The 16,004-nt window shown below is 58.6% G+C and carries 19 protein-coding genes; 13 read left to right on the top strand and 6 right to left on the bottom strand.

The window, feature by feature from the left end; genetic code table 11:
- Positions 1–3 precede the first annotated feature (3 nt).
- Positions 4–336: an iron donor protein CyaY gene (gene cyaY / locus PMI27_RS12835; RefSeq protein WP_008150266.1), complete on the bottom strand. Its 333-nt coding sequence runs from the start codon at positions 334–336 to the stop codon at positions 4–6.
- A gap of 324 nt (positions 337–660) precedes the next feature.
- Between cyaY and lptM the strand changes: the two genes are divergently transcribed.
- The 6 genes from lptM to PMI27_RS12865 are packed head-to-tail and all read left to right on the top strand — an operon-like array spanning position 661 to position 5,268.
- Positions 661–834, top strand: a complete 174-nt coding sequence (gene lptM, locus PMI27_RS30545; protein ID WP_008150264.1) for an LPS translocon maturation chaperone LptM — start codon at positions 661–663, stop codon at positions 832–834.
- 9 nt (positions 835–843) lie between these two features.
- Positions 844–2,091, top strand: coding sequence for a diaminopimelate decarboxylase (gene lysA, locus PMI27_RS12845; RefSeq protein ID WP_008150262.1), 1,248 nt, complete (start codon positions 844–846; stop codon positions 2,089–2,091).
- A gap of 4 nt (positions 2,092–2,095) precedes the next feature.
- Positions 2,096–2,926 carry a diaminopimelate epimerase gene (dapF, locus tag PMI27_RS12850; RefSeq protein ID WP_008150261.1) on the top strand — a complete coding sequence of 277 codons (831 nt, stop codon included), beginning with the start codon at positions 2,096–2,098 and terminating at the stop codon, positions 2,924–2,926.
- 13 nt (positions 2,927–2,939) lie between these two features.
- Positions 2,940–3,665: a DUF484 family protein gene (locus tag PMI27_RS12855; RefSeq protein ID WP_008150259.1), complete on the top strand. Its 726-nt coding sequence runs from the start codon at positions 2,940–2,942 to the stop codon at positions 3,663–3,665.
- Between the two features lie 2 nt (positions 3,666–3,667).
- Entirely contained in the window at positions 3,668–4,567 is a 900-nt protein-coding gene (gene xerC, locus PMI27_RS12860; RefSeq protein WP_008150257.1) for a tyrosine recombinase XerC, read from the top strand.
- Positions 4,564–5,268, top strand: a complete 705-nt coding sequence (locus PMI27_RS12865; protein WP_008150255.1) for an HAD family hydrolase — start codon at positions 4,564–4,566, stop codon at positions 5,266–5,268. Before xerC ends, PMI27_RS12865 begins: the two co-directional genes overlap by 4 nt.
- A gap of 214 nt (positions 5,269–5,482) precedes the next feature.
- Here the strand turns inward: PMI27_RS12865 and sutA are convergent, their stop codons facing one another.
- The 4 genes from sutA to glnK form a co-directional block, all read right to left on the bottom strand.
- Complete coding sequence (gene sutA / locus PMI27_RS12870; protein ID WP_008150253.1) at positions 5,483–5,806, bottom strand: transcriptional regulator SutA; 324 nt, start codon at positions 5,804–5,806, stop codon at positions 5,483–5,485.
- A gap of 102 nt (positions 5,807–5,908) precedes the next feature.
- Positions 5,909–6,334: a secondary thiamine-phosphate synthase enzyme YjbQ gene (locus tag PMI27_RS12875; RefSeq protein ID WP_008150251.1), complete on the bottom strand. Its 426-nt coding sequence runs from the start codon at positions 6,332–6,334 to the stop codon at positions 5,909–5,911.
- 214 nt (positions 6,335–6,548) lie between these two features.
- Positions 6,549–7,886: an ammonium transporter gene (locus PMI27_RS12880; RefSeq protein ID WP_008150250.1), complete on the bottom strand. Its 1,338-nt coding sequence runs from the start codon at positions 7,884–7,886 to the stop codon at positions 6,549–6,551.
- 35 nt (positions 7,887–7,921) lie between these two features.
- Positions 7,922–8,260 (bottom strand): P-II family nitrogen regulator, encoded by a 339-nt coding sequence (gene glnK / locus PMI27_RS12885; RefSeq protein ID WP_002555808.1) that lies wholly within the window; start codon positions 8,258–8,260, stop codon positions 7,922–7,924.
- Positions 8,261–8,678: 418 nt separating this feature from the next.
- Between glnK and PMI27_RS12890 the strand changes: the two genes are divergently transcribed.
- The 6 genes from PMI27_RS12890 to PMI27_RS12910 all read left to right on the top strand — a co-directional run bounded on the left by PMI27_RS12890 (position 8,679) and on the right by PMI27_RS12910 (position 13,051).
- A complete protein-coding gene (locus PMI27_RS12890; RefSeq protein WP_008007559.1) occupies positions 8,679–8,939 on the top strand; it encodes an accessory factor UbiK family protein in 261 nt (86 codons plus the stop codon).
- 407 nt (positions 8,940–9,346) lie between these two features.
- Positions 9,347–9,874 (top strand): BRO-N domain-containing protein, encoded by a 528-nt coding sequence (locus tag PMI27_RS12895; RefSeq protein ID WP_008150247.1) that lies wholly within the window; start codon positions 9,347–9,349, stop codon positions 9,872–9,874.
- A 212-nt stretch (positions 9,875–10,086) separates the two neighbouring features.
- Positions 10,087–10,623: a hypothetical protein gene (locus tag PMI27_RS12900; protein WP_008150245.1), complete on the top strand. Its 537-nt coding sequence runs from the start codon at positions 10,087–10,089 to the stop codon at positions 10,621–10,623.
- Between the two features lie 33 nt (positions 10,624–10,656).
- Complete coding sequence (locus PMI27_RS31895) at positions 10,657–10,827, top strand: hypothetical protein (RefSeq protein WP_008150243.1); 171 nt, start codon at positions 10,657–10,659, stop codon at positions 10,825–10,827.
- Between the two features lie 377 nt (positions 10,828–11,204).
- A complete protein-coding gene (locus PMI27_RS12905; RefSeq protein WP_008150242.1) occupies positions 11,205–12,698 on the top strand; it encodes a YifB family Mg chelatase-like AAA ATPase in 1,494 nt (497 codons plus the stop codon).
- Between the two features lie 17 nt (positions 12,699–12,715).
- A complete protein-coding gene (locus tag PMI27_RS12910) occupies positions 12,716–13,051 on the top strand; it encodes a hypothetical protein (protein WP_177327864.1) in 336 nt (111 codons plus the stop codon).
- Between the two features lie 76 nt (positions 13,052–13,127).
- Here the strand turns inward: PMI27_RS12910 and PMI27_RS12915 are convergent, their stop codons facing one another.
- Complete coding sequence (locus PMI27_RS12915; protein WP_033053383.1) at positions 13,128–14,339, bottom strand: aldose 1-epimerase family protein; 1,212 nt, start codon at positions 14,337–14,339, stop codon at positions 13,128–13,130.
- A 266-nt stretch (positions 14,340–14,605) separates the two neighbouring features.
- Between PMI27_RS12915 and PMI27_RS12920 the strand changes: the two genes are divergently transcribed.
- Positions 14,606–15,991 carry an SrfA family protein gene (locus tag PMI27_RS12920; protein WP_008150236.1) on the top strand — a complete coding sequence of 462 codons (1,386 nt, stop codon included), beginning with the start codon at positions 14,606–14,608 and terminating at the stop codon, positions 15,989–15,991.
- Positions 15,992–16,004: the final 13 nt, after the last annotated feature.

Here is a 16,004-nt window from a genome sequence, read left to right as displayed (position 1 = left end):
ATCTCACAAACCTTCGAAATCGAGCTCGGCGTCAGCTTGCTGCTTGACGATGCGCTCGAGCATCTCGCCGAGTTGTTCGTCGCTCTTGTCACACATCCAACGCTTGCTCTCTTCGTCGTAATCGAAGTGGAACCCGCCGGACACGGCTGCCAGCCATAGCTGCCGCAGCGGTTCCTGGCGGCTGAAAATCAACTGGCTGCCGTTTTCGAACTTGACGGTGAGCACACCGGCCGAGCTCTCCAGATCGATATCCAGGTCACACTCGTCAAAAATATCCTCCAGCGTCTGCTGGGTGGCATCGACCAGATCGTGGAAACGGGCTTCAGTCAAACTCATTGCGGGAACCTCAAAAAGTGTCTACTCACGCTCAAGCGCCGCAAGATACGGGCGAGCCCCGGTGATTGCAAAGGATAACGACCAAGGGCCCTTCCTACAGACCTGCAAACCTGTGGGAGCGAGCCTGCTCGCGATGGGGCCATCATATTCAACATCTTCGTTGACTGACACTCCGCCATCGCGAGCAGGCTCGCTCCCACAGGGATTGCGTTTGGCTGACCGGCATCACGCCAAGCCCCGCCGGACGGGAGCCCCGTCGCATAGGCAAGCTGCCGGGTGGCCGGTATACTCCGGCGCAATTAATGCATTTTCAAGGATTTCGCCATGAAGCGCCTGATCTCTTCCCTTGCTGCGCTCCTCGCGGTTGCCTGCCTTGTGTCGGCCTGCGGTCAAAAAGGCCCGCTGTACCTGCCTGACGATAGCCAGGATCCTGCCGAGCAGGCCAAGTCGTCGCAGAAGTCTCCGTCGAAAGCACACAAGCACGACGTCTACCAATAAGGGAACGCCATGGAAGCTTTTAATTACCGTGACGGCGAGCTGTTCGCGGAAGGTGTTGCCCTGTCCGCCATCGCCGAACGCTTTGGCACACCGACCTACGTCTACTCCCGTGCGCACATCGAAGCCCAGTACCTGGCTTACGCCGATGCGCTGGCCGGCATGCCGCACCTGGTCTGCTTTGCGGTCAAGGCCAACTCCAACCTGGGTGTACTGAATGTCCTGGCGCGTTTGGGCGCCGGTTTTGACATCGTCTCCCGTGGTGAGCTGGAACGCGTACTGGCCGCGGGCGGCTCCGCCGACAAGATCGTGTTCTCCGGCGTCGGCAAGACCCGTGACGACATGCGTCGCGCGCTGGAAGTCGGCGTGCATTGCTTCAACGTCGAATCCACCGATGAGCTGGAACGTCTGCAAGTGGTCGCCGCCGAGCTGGGCGTTCGTGCGCCGATCTCGCTGCGCGTGAATCCGGATGTCGACGCCGGCACCCATCCGTACATTTCTACCGGTCTTAAAGAGAACAAGTTCGGCATCGCCATCGCCGACGCCGAAGACGTGTACATCCGCGCCGCGCAACTGCCAAACCTGGAAGTGGTCGGTGTCGATTGTCATATCGGCTCGCAACTGACCACCCTGCCGCCGTTCATCGACGCCCTCGACCGCCTGCTGGGCCTGGTCGACCGCCTCGGCGATTGCGGCATCTACCTGCGCCACATCGATCTCGGTGGTGGTTTGGGCGTGCGTTATCGCGATGAAGAGCCGCCATTGGCTGCCGACTACATCAAAGCCGTACGCGAGCGTCTCGACGGTCGTGACCTGGCGCTGGTGTTCGAGCCGGGCCGCTTTATCGTCGCCAACGCCGGCGTGCTGCTGACCCAGGTCGAGTACCTCAAGCACACCGAACACAAAGACTTCGCCATCGTCGACGCGGCCATGAACGACCTGATCCGCCCGGCGCTGTACCAGGCCTGGATGGACGTCACCGCTGTGCGCCCGCGCACCACCGCGGCTCGCCCCTACGACATCGTCGGGCCGATCTGCGAGACCGGCGACTTCCTGGCCAAGGATCGTCAGTTGGCCCTGGAAGAAGGCGACCTGCTGGCCGTGCATTCGGCCGGTGCCTACGGGTTTGTCATGAGTTCCAACTACAACACCCGCGGCCGTGCCGTTGAAGTGTTGGTGGACGGTGATCAGGCATTTGAAGTGCGTCGCCGTGAGACGGTAGCCGAGTTGTTTGCTGGCGAAAGCCTGCTGCCGGAGTAAAACCATGCTGCTGCGTTTTACCAAGATGCACGGCCTGGGCAATGACTTCATGGTCCTCGACCTGGTCAGCCAGCATGCGCACATCCTGCCCAAACACGCCAAGCAATGGGGCGATCGGCATACGGGTATCGGTTTCGACCAGTTGCTGATCGTCGAAGCGCCCAGCAACCCGGACGTGGATTTCCGCTATAGGATCTTCAACGCCGACGGCTCCGAAGTGGAACAGTGCGGCAACGGTGCGCGCTGCTTCGCTCGCTTCGTGCTCGACAAGCGCCTGACCGCGAAGCGGCAGATCCGCGTCGAGACCAAAAGCGGCATCATCGAACTGGATATCCGCAGCGACGGGCAGATCGGTGTCAACATGGGCGCACCGCGCCTGGTGCCGGCCGAGATTCCATTTGAAGCGCCGGAGCAGGCCACGAGCTATCAGGTTGACGTCGACGGCACCCTGGTCGACCTGGCCGCCGTGTCCATGGGCAACCCCCATGCCGTGCTGCGGGTCAGCGACATCAACAATGCACCGGTGCATGAACTGGGGCCGAAAATCGAAAACCATTCGCGCTTCCCGGCGCGGGTCAATGTCGGTTTTCTCCAGGTCATCGACCGGAGCCGCGCGCAGCTGCGCGTCTGGGAGCGCGGGACCGGGGAAACCCAGGCGTGCGGAACCGGCGCTTGCGCTGCTGCAGTGGCCGCGATCAGCCAGGGGTGGATGGATTCGCCACTATTGATCGACCTGCCCGGCGGGCGTTTGTCCATTGAATGGGCAGGCCCTGGCCAACCGGTCATGATGACCGGCCCGGCAGTGCGCGTTTATGAAGGACAAGTGCGTCTTTGAGAGAGTCGAATCCATGAAAGATAAGCCCCAGGTTCCCGCCCTACAGCCCGACGAATCCCCTTCCGAAAGCCTTGAGGCGGCGGCGATTGCCGCGTACCTGGAGGCTCATCCGGATTTCTTCGTCGAGCATGAAGACCTGCTCGCAACCTTGCGCATTCCGCACCAGCGCGGCGACACCATTTCGCTGGTCGAACGCCAGATGACCATCCTGCGTGACCGCAATATCGAGTTGCGTCACCGCCTCTCGCACTTGATGGACGTGGCCCGCGACAACGACCGCCTCTTCGAAAAGACCCGCCGCCTGATTCTCGCGCTGATGGACGCCACCAGCCTGGAAGACGTAGTAATCAGTGTCGAAGACAGTCTGCGCCAGGACTTCCAGGTGCCCTTCGTCAGCCTGATTCTGCTGGGTGACAACCCGATGCCGGTAGGCCGCTGGGTCACCCATGCCGACGCGCAAACGGCCATCGGCGGCTTGCTCTCGGAAGACAAAAGCGTCAGCGGCAGCTTGCGTGAACACGAACTGGACTTCCTGTTTGGCGAAGAACAGCGCAAGCAGATTGGCTCCACCGCCGTCGTCGCCATCAGCTACCAAGGCATCCACGGCGTCCTGGCCATCGCCAGCCGCGACCCGCAGCACTACAAGAGTTCGGTGGGCACGCTGTTCCTCAGCTACATCGCCGAAGTCATGGGCCGCGTGCTACCCCGGGTCAACACCTCCCTGCGCTCGGTACGCTGATCGTGGAACGGCAACTGGACGCTTACTGCGAACACCTGCGCAGTGAGCGGCAGGTGTCGCCTCACACCCTGTACGCCTACCGTCGCGACCTCGACAAAGTGCTGGGCTGGTGCGTCAAACAGAACATCAGCAGTTGGGCGGCCCTGGACATTCAGCGCCTGCGCAGCCTGATCGCTCGTCTGCATTCACAGGGCCAATCGTCCCGCAGCCTGGCGCGGCTGCTGTCGGCGGTGCGCGGGCTCTATCATTATCTGAACCGCGAAGGCCTCTGCGACCACGACCCGGCCAACGGCCTGGCGCCGCCGAAAGGCGAACGTCGGCTGCCAAAAACCCTCGACACCGATCGTGCGCTGCAACTGCTTGAGGGCGCGGTGGAAGATGATTTTCTGGCGCGTCGGGATCAGGCGATTCTGGAGCTGTTTTATTCCTCAGGTTTGCGGCTGTCGGAGCTGACCGGGCTCAATCTGGATCAGTTGGACCTGGCCGACGGCATGGTTCAAGTGCTCGGCAAGGGCAGCAAGACCCGACTGCTGCCGGTCGGCAAGAAAGCTCGCGAAGCGCTGGAGTTGTGGCTACCACTACGGGCCATGACCAACCCGGCGGACGACGCGGTGTTTGTCAGCCAGCAAGGCCGGCGACTCGGCCCACGGGCGATTCAAGTGCGGGTTAAAGCCGCTGGCGAGCGCGAGTTGGGGCAGAACCTGCATCCGCACATGCTGCGGCACTCCTTCGCCAGCCATTTGCTGGAATCGTCCCAGGACCTGCGGGCGGTTCAGGAATTGCTCGGTCACTCGGACATCAAAACCACCCAGATCTATACCCACCTGGACTTCCAGCACCTGGCGACGGTTTACGACAGCGCCCATCCACGGGCCAAACGCATCAAAGGCGATGAGTCATGAGAATTCAATTGATCACCTTCGACCTCGACGACACCCTGTGGGATACCGCCCCGGTGATCGTCAGCGCCGAAGCCGTATTGCGTGAATGGCTGACCGAGCATGCACCGAATCTGGGCGCCGTACCGGTGGAGCATTTGTGGGCGATTCGCGAGCGGATCCTGAGCAGTGAGCCGGGCCTCAAGCACCGCATCAGCGCCCTGCGCCGCCGAGTCTTGTTCCACGCGCTGGAAGAGGCCGGTTACGACCAGGGTCAGGCCTCAGACCTGGCCGATCAGAGTTTTGAAGTGTTTCTGCATGCCCGGCATCAGCTGGAAATCTTCCCGGAGGTGCAACCGACCCTCGAGACGCTGGCCAATCACTACGCCCTTGGCGTGGTCACCAATGGCAACGCCGATGTTCGTCGGTTAGGGCTGGCGGATTACTTCAAGTTTGCCTTGTGCGCCGAAGACATCGGCATCGGCAAGCCGGATGCGCGACTGTTTCATGAGGCGTTGCAACGCGGTGGTGCGACGGCCGAGACGGCCGTGCATATCGGCGATCATCCGGGTGACGACATTGCCGGCGCCCAGCAGGCGGGATTGCGGGCGATCTGGTTTAACCCGGCGGGCAAGGTGTGGGAAGCCGAGAAGGCACCCGATGCCGAGATTCGCAGCCTGAGCGAGTTGCCGGCGTTGTTGGCCCTCTGGAACGCCCAACACTAACCCGCAAATCACACACCGCCCCTGTAGGAGCTGAGCTTGCTCGCGATAGCGGCGTTACATTCAGAGTTTTTATCGACTGATACACCGCTATCGTCGGAACGCCGCCCGGACCAAGCTCAGCTCCTACAGGGTTTGCGTCAAGCCCAAGACCTTTTCTTCGCCCATGAAAAAGCCCGCAGCGACGGCGGGCTTTTTCAGCAAGCAAGCGGCGGCCTTAGATAGGCCGGCTGCCGTACTTGTTATCAGGCTTCTTGGGCGGATCGGCGACCACATTGGCCTCCACTTCCTGCACCTTGCCGCCCTTGGCCAGGAACTCTTCCATGGCCTTGGCCAGGGCATCGCGCTCCTTGTTTTTCGCTTCGACGCTCGGCAGCTCATCGACCGATACCGCTGCCTTGGCTTTGCCTTTGGCGGTCGGAACGGGGGCTTCACCGCCATCGTCGTCAGCAACGTCTTCCGCTGCTGTTTCCAGACCTTCTTCGGTTTCGTCGTCGTCGCCTACTTCGAGGTCGTCGTTTTCCAGATCATCGTCGCTCATGTTCTACCTCATGACTTGCGAAAAGCAGATTAGTTATAGCCCAGCTTCGCCGTCTGTCGAAGGCCGCCGGAAAAAATTCTACAAACGCTGGTAACCAGCGGTTTATGCCTCTTCACCGTGCACGGTGGCGAGGACTTTACGGGCACCGCCAAAATCACGGTGCTCGCCCAGATAAACGCCTTGCCAGGTCCCCAGCGCCAGTCGGCCTCCCGAAATCGGCAAACTGAGCTGACAGCCAAGTACGCTGGCCTTGAAGTGCGCCGGGAGGTCGTCCAGGCCTTCGTCGTTATGCTCATAGCCGTCTGCTCCTTGTGGGATCAGACGATTGAAAAATCGTTCGAAGTCGCGACGTACCGCCGGATCGGCGTTTTCGTTGATGGTCAACGACGCCGAGGTATGCTGCAGCCACAAATGCAACAGACCGACCCGACATGCCTTGAGTTCAGGCAGGCCGGCGAGTAACTCGTCCGTTACCAGATGAAAGCCCCGGGGCCTCGCCCGCAGGGTAATCAGAGTCTGTTGCCACATACAGTTCTCCGCACGTTCGGGGCGCATTCTAGCGCGCTCTGGGAAAAAACAAAGGCCCTAATATTCCTTCTATCATGTAAGCCATTGGCCGCAGAAAAACGCCCGTCGTAAACGCCACTAAACGTGTACGAAAAAACCTTTCAGCAGTTCCTTCACTGACAAACTTCAGACAAAAAAATGCCCGGCAAGCCGGGCAAATTTTTTGTGCGCGTGCTTACAAGTTGTAGCCGCGTTCGTTGTGGAGTGCCAGATCGATGCCGACAGCCTCTTCTTCTTCGGTGATACGCAGACCCATGACAGCGTCCAGCACCTTGAGAATGATGAAAGTGACGATCGCGGTGTAGATCACCGTGAAGCCCACGCCTTTGCACTGAATCCAGACTTGTGCGGCGATGTCGGTGACGGTGCCGAAGCCACCCAGCGACGGTGCAGCGAAGACACCGGTCAGGATCGCGCCGAGAATACCGCCGATACCGTGTACACCGAAGGCGTCCAGGGAGTCGTCATAGCCGAGTTTGCGTTTCAGGGTAGTGGCGCAGAAGAAGCACACCACGCCAGCTGCCAGACCGATGACCAGAGCCCCCATCGGGCCCACGGTGCCAGCGGCTGGTGTAATTGCAACCAGACCGGCCACAACACCCGAAGCAATACCCAAAGCACTTGGTTTGCCGTGCGTGATCCATTCGGCGAACATCCAGCCCAATGCAGCGGCGGCGGTTGCGATCTGGGTCACCAGCATCGCCATACCGGCAGTGCCGTTGGCCGCAGCAGCGGAACCGGCGTTGAAGCCGAACCAGCCGACCCACAGCATTGCAGCGCCCATCAGGGTGTAACCGAGGTTGTGCGGCGCCATCGGGGTAGTCGGGAAACCTTTGCGCTTGCCCAGTACCAGGCAGGCAATCAGACCGGCCACACCGGCGTTGATGTGCACCACCGTGCCGCCGGCGAAGTCCAACACGCCCCAGTCCCACAACAGGCCGCCGTTACCGGACCAGACCATGTGCGCGATCGGCGCATAAACCAGAGTGAACCAGACGCCCATGAAGATCAGCATGGCGGAGAACTTCATCCGCTCGGCGAAGGCACCGACGATCAGCGCGGGGGTAATGATGGCGAACGTCATCTGGAAGGTGACGAACACCGCTTCAGGGAACAGCGCCGCAGGGCCGGTCAGGCTCGCTGGCGTAACACCGGCGAGGAATGCCTTGCCCATGCCACCGAAGAACGAGTTGAAGTTGATGACGCCCTGTTCCATGCCGGTGGTGTCGAACGCGATGCTGTAGCCATAAATGACCCACAGGATGCTGATCAGGCCGGTAATGGCGAAGCACTGCATCATCACGGAAAGAATGTTTTTGGAGCGAACCATGCCGCCGTAGAACAGCGCGAGACCGGGAATGGTCATGAACAGCACAAGAGCTGTCGAGGTCAACATCCAGGCGGTGTCGCCGGAGTTGAGGACTGGGGCCGCCACTTCGTCTGCCGCCATAGCCAGGCCGGGCATTACGAGGGACAACAGGGCTCCTAGCCCTGCGAATTTACGCAGAGTCATATTGTTTTCTCCTGGGGCGTTGGGTTTGTGGCGGCTTAGATTGCGTCGGTATCGGTTTCGCCGGTACGGATGCGAATCGCCTGTTCCAGATTGACCACGAAGATCTTGCCGTCACCGATCTTGCCGGTGTTGGCAGCCTTGGTTATCGCCTCGATAACCCGGTCAAGATCCTTGTCGTCAATGGCGACATCGATCTTCACCTTTGGCAGGAAATCGACCACGTATTCCGCGCCGCGATACAGCTCGGTGTGACCCTTCTGCCGACCGAAGCCTTTGACTTCAGTAACGGTAATGCCCTGCACGCCGATCTCGGACAGCGACTCGCGTACGTCGTCCAGTTTGAACGGCTTGATGATGGCAGTGACTAGCTTCATGAAAACTCTCTCCCGAATTGGTGGACTTGCCCCAGGAAAACAAACCCGACTCAAGTCTAAGCGCAGTGCCTGGCTTTGTAACGCATCGTCGGCCTTACCCGCCCGTCCGACGCCTGCTAACCACTCCGCACGAAACACTTCCCCCGTTCCGCTTGGCGCACTGCATTCGTCACAGCGACTGCATCAGTGCATGGGTTACTACTGACTAAGCAGAAAGCTTGCCATCTCGCCAAAACCCACTGATTTCAAGCCTTTGGCCGCTGCCGCACGCTGCTTCGCGCAAATGGCCCGACGGATACGCACAACAACAGTGCGCGGCCGCCCGTCCGCATGCGCGAAAAGCGTGCACCCCTGACTGCGAGATTGACTATAGACACTGCGTGATACACTGCCCGCCATTGTTGACAGGACATTACCCATGCTCGCGCCCAAAGACTTCCTCGATGCCCTGAGCGGCACCGCCTCCCGCCTCTTCAGCGGCGACACCCCATTGCCGAAAAGCGAAATCGAAAGCCAGTTCAAGGCTCTGTTGCAGAGCGGCTTCAGCAAGCTGGACCTGGTAAGCCGGGAAGAGTTTGATAGCCAAATGGTTGTGCTGGCACGGACTCGGGCGCGATTGGAGAGTCTTGAGGCGAAGGTGGCGGAGCTGGAAGCAAAGCTCAATCCACCTACCGAGTAACACCGCAGACCCCACGGTGAAACCCAACCCACTGTGGGAGCGAGCCTGCTCGCGATAAGGTCGGAACGACCTTCAGATTTATCTGTAGGAGCTGCCGAAGGCTGCGATCTTTTGATCTTTAAGCCCTCAAAAACCCCGGCAACGTCCTACAAGAAAACCACCGCCGTCCGATTGCGCCGTGAAGCCTCGGTTCCTAAGCTCACCTTCTGCTGAATATTCAGCACTGGGTTTGGCGACCCGGAAGCTTAAGGCGCACGACGACCATCTCTTAAGTCATGGCGGTTGTGCGTGGGAGACCTTCGGGTCTGCCGGGTTCCTTTTGCTCCGGTTCGCCAACCCGCGTACAACTGCCACCCAATTGTTTGGCGACAATTGCCGGCAGCCCTTAAGCAAAAGGAGCTGTTTCAATGAATAGCGATGACGCTTATCTAATCCCCCAAGTCTTCACCCGCCACAAACTCCACCTCCACGCCCTTTTGATCGAAAACCAGCCTTGGTTCAGCGCCCGAGACTTAGGCCGTCTGCTTCGTCTTTTCCTCGACGAACGCGCCGTCCGCAAACTCGATCCCGATCAACATCAATCCGCGCGAGTCGTCATCCACGGCACCATCGAAAACACCCTGCTGATCAGCGAGTCCGGCGTCTACGCCCTACTCGTCTACCACTACTGCCCCGAATACCGAGGCCTGCGCGAATGGCTGACCCACGACGTAGTCCCCTCCCTCAGAGACGCCCAGCACCCCACATCAACCGAACGCCCGATTCTGAGCCTGCTGAACTGGCCGGAGATGTCGCTGAGTTTGCTGCACTGGAACAACCAGCCGTGGATTCGGTTGCAGGATGTTCCGCACATGCTGCCGGAGGGTGAACGGCCGCAGCGTGCGATCAATGCACCGTGGTGGAAGCGTGCTTCGCGGATGTTGCAATCGCTTTAACAACCAATAGCACTACACAAACTGCATATGTATGTCTTCTGGCAGCATTAGCCCACAGCTAACGCTGCCATTTCCTACATCTGAAAGCTTTTAATCTAACGCCCTTCAATGATCCCAGTACGGTCCTACAGAACGCGGCTCCCACGCCTGATTACGTGAGCACTCTCCAGCCCTTTATCTTTCATCTCCCTGATCCCAACAGAACACGAGCGATGAGAAGAAAAGGAAAAGGTACGGAACTCCGCGACCAGACTCTTAAATCGAATGCACGAAAGCTGGCGCACAAAACCTTCGCCAAGGACTGTGCAGCTCAAGGTCTAGAGATAGATACGTCGGTGATCAGTTTTGATCCTATTACCACTGCTGCGATAGATGCCTCTCATCTGTGGACAGAAGCAGTCCTGTATCCATGGGATAGCATCCCGGACTGGAAGTGTAAGGACGCCAAGGGTTTCGATTTGGCGATCTGGTATGCACAGAAGCTATGTGGCCTGTGCTATGCGACCCCAAGAAGAAGCACTGTCTGCATAAAGATCATCCTTTTACAGGGGCACCCGGACAAAACCCATCCACTTCGCGGGTGGATCGCTCAAATGGCGCTATTGGCAGCAGAATTTTACGCGCGGATGCTGGGGTGCAACGAGATCGAGATACAAGATCCTGACCCTAACGTTGTCTCCTACTATCAGGAGTTCGGATTCAATTTTGACGAGACCAACCGCCTTGTCATTTACGTGGATGACCAATAACATCAACTGATGATCCAGACACACGAGGTGTCTATGAACCAAAAAAAACGAAAGGCCAAGCTGTTATTAGTTTATGAGTTTCATGCCGAAGCGCTCCGTTTAGCCGGAAACGTGTCTGCGAATCAACGACGCTTTCTTGAAGTCGGTGCAGCTCGAGGCAAAGAGCTTGAGCCTGCCGGCCTGCTAGCCGGAGTAAGAATCTGAACCCAGTTGTGCCCAACAGAGTCACGCGCTTGGTTCGATAACCCGATGCGAATAATCTCAGCACCGTGAGTGTATCCGTTGAGGATGTGCAAGCCTTGGCCTCACCGAAGCCCGCACATAAAAAACCGCTTCCTCAAGGCGGTTTTTTTTCGCCTTCGATTCAGCTTTCGCCGCCGTCCTTCATAGATCTAGGCAACGTCCTACAACAACCTCATCTCGCGACTGATTACGTCGCAAATCCCCACTCCCTTACGCTTCACCCATCAGAAAGACACTCGCAACATCCTGCGAAAATTTGGCGCCTGCGCCATTACGCGCCCCCGACTACCCTTCAAAAAACCGCAGGAAGCGGTTCCCGTAAAGCTCAAGGAACGACCATGTCCCTCTCCATCGTTCACAGCCGCGCCCAGATTGGCGTGGATGCGCCCGCCGTTACCGTAGAAGTCCATCTGGCCAATGGTTTGCCGTCATTGACGATGGTTGGATTACCCGAAGCGGCAGTAAAGGAAAGCAAGGATCGGGTACGCAGCGCAATCATCAACTCGGGTCTGCAATTCCCGGCGCGGCGTATCACGTTGAATCTCGCGCCTGCGGACTTACCTAAGGATGGCGGACGGTTTGATCTGGCGATTGCGTTGGGGATTCTGTCCGCCAGCGTCCAGGTGCCGACGTTGACGCTGGATGACATTGAATGTCTGGGAGAGTTGGCGTTGTCAGGCGCGGTACGTGCTGTGAGAGGCGTGTTGCCGGCTGCGCTGGCTGCACGCAAGGCCGGACGCTCGTTGATGGTGCCGCGAGCGAACGCCGAGGAGGCGTGCCTGGCGTCCGGGTTGAAGGTGTTTGCCGTGGATCACCTGCTGGAAGCCGTTGCGCACTTCAACGGACATACGCCGGTGGAGCCCTACGTTTCCAATGGGTTGCTCTACGCCAGCAAACCCTATCCGGACTTGAATGAGGTGCAGGGGCAAATCTCGGCCAAGCGCGCATTGCTGATTGCGGCGGCTGGGGCTCATAACCTGTTATTTAGCGGACCGCCGGGGACCGGGAAAACACTGTTGGCGAGTCGGTTACCGGGGCTGCTTCCCCCGTTAGCCGAAAACGAGGCGCTGGAAGTCGCAGCCATTCAATCCGTCACCAGTTGCATGCCCTTGAGCCACTGGCCGCAAAGACCATTCCGCCAGCCCCACCACTCCGCTTCCGGGGCGGCATTGGTCGGCGGCGGCTCGAAACCGCAGCCCGGCGAAATCACCCTCGCCCACCATGGCGTTCTGTTCCTTGATGAACTCCCGGAATTCGATCGCAAGGTGTTGGAGGTGTTGAGGGAGCCACTGGAATCCGGTCATATCGTGATTTCCCGCGCCAAGGATCGCGTAAGATTTCCGGCTCGCTTTCAATTAGTGGCCGCGATGAACCCGTGCCCCTGTGGATATCTTGGCGAACCCAGCGGCAAATGCAGTTGTACACCGGACATGGTCCAGCGTTATCGCAACAAATTGTCGGGCCCTCTGTTGGATCGGATCGACCTGCACCTGACCGTCGCTCGGGAAGCCACGGCGTTGAATCCTAAGCTCAAACCCGGTGATGACACCGCCACTGCTGCGGTACTGGTCGCCGACGCCCGGGAGCGTCAAAACAAACGCCAAGGCTGTGCCAACGCATTCCTTGATTTGCCAGGGCTGCGTCGACACTGCAAGTTATCCACAACCGACGAAGCGTGGCTGGAGACTGCTTGCGAGCGTTTGACGTTGTCACTTAGGTCAGCCCATCGACTGCTCAAGGTCGCACGCACGTTGGCAGACCTTGAACAGGTGCATGCAATTACACGCGCGCACTTGGCGGAAGCATTGCAATATCGGCCTGCCTCAGCGTGAAAACGTCAAAGAGAATTTTGAAAAGCTTAACCCGGCCAGAAGGCGACAATATGTTACCGCCTAGATTCCTGAACTTTGTAAGAGCGTTGACCGAGAAGACGGAACAAGGCGAATTTTCCTGGAGTTATGACGACAACAACTCGTTCGTAAAACTAAAAGAAACAGGCTTTTCCTTTTCTCTGCGTTACAGCTTCAACTCCGATGAAAAATATGCGGAGTACGTCATCTATTACTTCGATGATATCGAAGAAAAGGAGTACCGGTTTTATACCAATCAAACCTGGAATGACTTCGATTTCATCCGGCGGTTGTTTGATGCCGCACAAGCCTCAAAAATGAAACTTCCCTTTTGACCCTTCAATGAGCAGTGAACACCACATGCGAGATCACTGCTCACCTAGCTTTTGTCAATCGATAGAGAGACGCGGCTTACTCCTTGGTCAAATCCACCAATGGAATCTGCCGCACTTCAGTCTCCCGCCCACCTTGAATATCACTCACCCGCTTCAGCGCCTTATCCACAGCCCCTTTATCCGCGAGCAAGCTGTACCTAATCTGAAACTGCTTCTGCTCTTTAACCCCAATCATCGGCACCAAACCAAGCGGCCGCTGATACCGACGGTTGTAGGAAAAGCTCGTCCCCGGTTCAAGACCCGTGACATAGCCCTGCCCTTGGGTGTCCGTGTTTTTCCACAGGGAGAACACCGGCAACTGTTGAGTATTGAAACCCACGGAAACCCCGAGATTGCCGGCCTTGTTATGCAGCACAGTCAACGTATCACCCTTGGCATCGCCATAAGGCACAACGTTGTAAACCGTCTCGTCGTAGTCCTTGGTCGGTGCGCGGTAAGTCTGCCAATCCGGCAAATCCCCTTTGGCCTTGTCATTGAACGGCGATACCTGTTTCACCGGTGCGGCAAAACGGGCGCCCTGCTCCAGAAACGGCGTACTGAAGTTACTGTGATACAGCGCCTGATATTCCTTCGGATAATCACCGTTGTTGGTCAGGGTGTCATTGAGGGTAAACGCAACGCTACCCGGTTCGGTGACCAGCTCAGTCATCACCGAGAAGTCGACTTTCTTGAACGCCTGCTCTTTGAGCTCGCCGCGCAGGCTGATGGCGTAAGGCGCTTTTTCATCGATGTGCAAAGTGACTTTGCTGGCCGGGATGTTGGCGGCGCGGCCGTGGAGGGTCAGCAATTCCCCGTTATCCATGCCGGGGTGACCAACCCACTCGTAGCCACAACGGGTGACCAGTTCGTTAAAGCCTTCGAGCCAGCCCAGCCCGTCGCGACCGTTGAGTTCGATGAAGGACGGATTGACCACGTCCTTGACCGGCGAATCCCAACCCATGCGCACATTACCGACCGACGCCTGCAGGACGTTCATGCCACGGGTCGGTACCACCGAGAGTTTCATCGTGCCGTTATCGATGTCGACGATGCTGACGCCCTCCTGCCGACCGCCGTGCAAGTTACGAAGGGTCACGGAGAAGGGTTTGTCGGTTTTTACACCGAGTTGCTGGCTGGTGACCTGCCAGTTTTGGGCAGCCTTGTCGCTGTCGAGCAGGACGTAATCCCAGGCCATGGCGTGGGAGGCGGACAGCGCGCCAAAGGCAACGACGAGTTTGAGCGGATTCATGGGGAAGCCTTTCTTGGAGTTGTGCATTTTTTATAGCGCTGATGAAACGATTCAGCAAGCTTAAAAAGCGTACACCCGAGCCTTCCCACGCCAATTTAAATTGACCTCATGCAACCTCCGCACGCTTACGCTAGTCTCATACGGTTTTGAACCTCTTGCAGATTGACGGCGACATCATTATGACATTAAGGTCGCCAGCTAATTGCAGGAGCAAGCGCAGACACTTTTGTCTGTCATTTTTGCGCAGCGGAACATACGGAGTTTGAATGCGCGGGGCACTATTACGCAGCGGTAAGAGCGGGTCATTCACTGCCCTGGGCGAGACAGGTCAACCGGTTTACCGGGCAGCCCTGCAATTGCGCGAAGCCATTCGCCGCAAGAACCCCGAAATGGTCGATCACCTGGCCATCCCTCAAAGCGATGAACTCGGCAACCAGATTGACTGGTACAGCGGCCTCGACGGCGATGTGATCCCGTGGAGCAGCGCGACCGAAGAAGAACGCGCGCCTGCACGCCGCCAACTTGAAGCGCTGAAGAACTCGCTCGACGAATTGAGCCAGCGTTTCCTGGGCACTGATCCAGCCGAACAGCAGCAAGGCGACAAAGCCGTGTTCGGCAAGCTGCTCAAGCGTGTGATTCATTTCCCCGACGAAAACTTCGTCTACCTGGTGCAAGGCAAACCGGTGCTGACCTTTTGGGGCTTCGAGCATGCCGGTACCGGCAATCGCGATCCCCTGCACTGCCTCTATCAAGTTCCGCCCGCGTTTACGCTGCCACCGGTGGTCGAAGCCGCGCCCGTGGTTGCGCCGCCCGTCGTACCGGTGGTTGCTCGTCCGTGGTGGCGGCGCTGGTGGTGGCTGTTGCTGCTGCCTTTGTTGCTGCTGCTTTTGTGGTTATTACTGGGCTTGCGCGGTTGCGTGCCGATTCCACTGGTGGCGGTCGATCTGCTCCCCGAGGGCGTCGTGCCTGTTGAAAGGCAACTGGAAGAACCACAACTGACCGGCCATGCCACGACGCTCAATGGCGTTCCTGTGACGGGCACCGTTATAGGCTCCACCACGGGAACCGGCACCGCTGTGACCGGAACCCAGGGCGTGGAAGCGCCGGCGGTCGAGGGCAACGAGGCTGATGCAGCACCCGCCGGCGTGACCCAAGACCCCGCCAAAGACCTGGCAGCAGACCCGGCAGCCGAAGCCCCAACCGCGCCACCCGAAAACAAAACTGCGCCGCCGGATATCACATCGCCCGAGGCCGAGAAATCCGCCGTCGCAAAACCCGGCCCGCCCCTGAGCATTCCGCCAGACGCCGCCGACGGTGCCGCCAATTTCCTCGACGGTCAGTTCCGCGCCGGCGCCGGTATTCAGGATCGCCGAACCGGCAAACCCCTGCGTCTGGAATACCAGCTCAAGGACGGTAAAGGCGAAGTCACCGTACACCAGGCCGACGGCACGAAATGCAGCGGGCCGGTGAGCGCTACTATGAAGGGTGGCAGCCTGGCCATCGACAGTCAGGGCCAGGCCGTGTGTGGCGATGGCAGCACTTACGACATGCCCAAGGTCAACTGCCGCAAAGGGGCGACCACAGTCGCAGACTGCACCGGCGGTTACGGCAAAGAACAATTCCCCATGTCCATGCGGCACGTGGCCGAATAAAAACGGAATAACC

Source organism: Pseudomonas sp. GM41(2012), assembly GCF_000282315.2.
GTDB lineage: Bacteria > Pseudomonadota > Gammaproteobacteria > Pseudomonadales > Pseudomonadaceae > Aquipseudomonas.
This window is presented reverse-complemented; position numbering and strand designations above follow the sequence as displayed.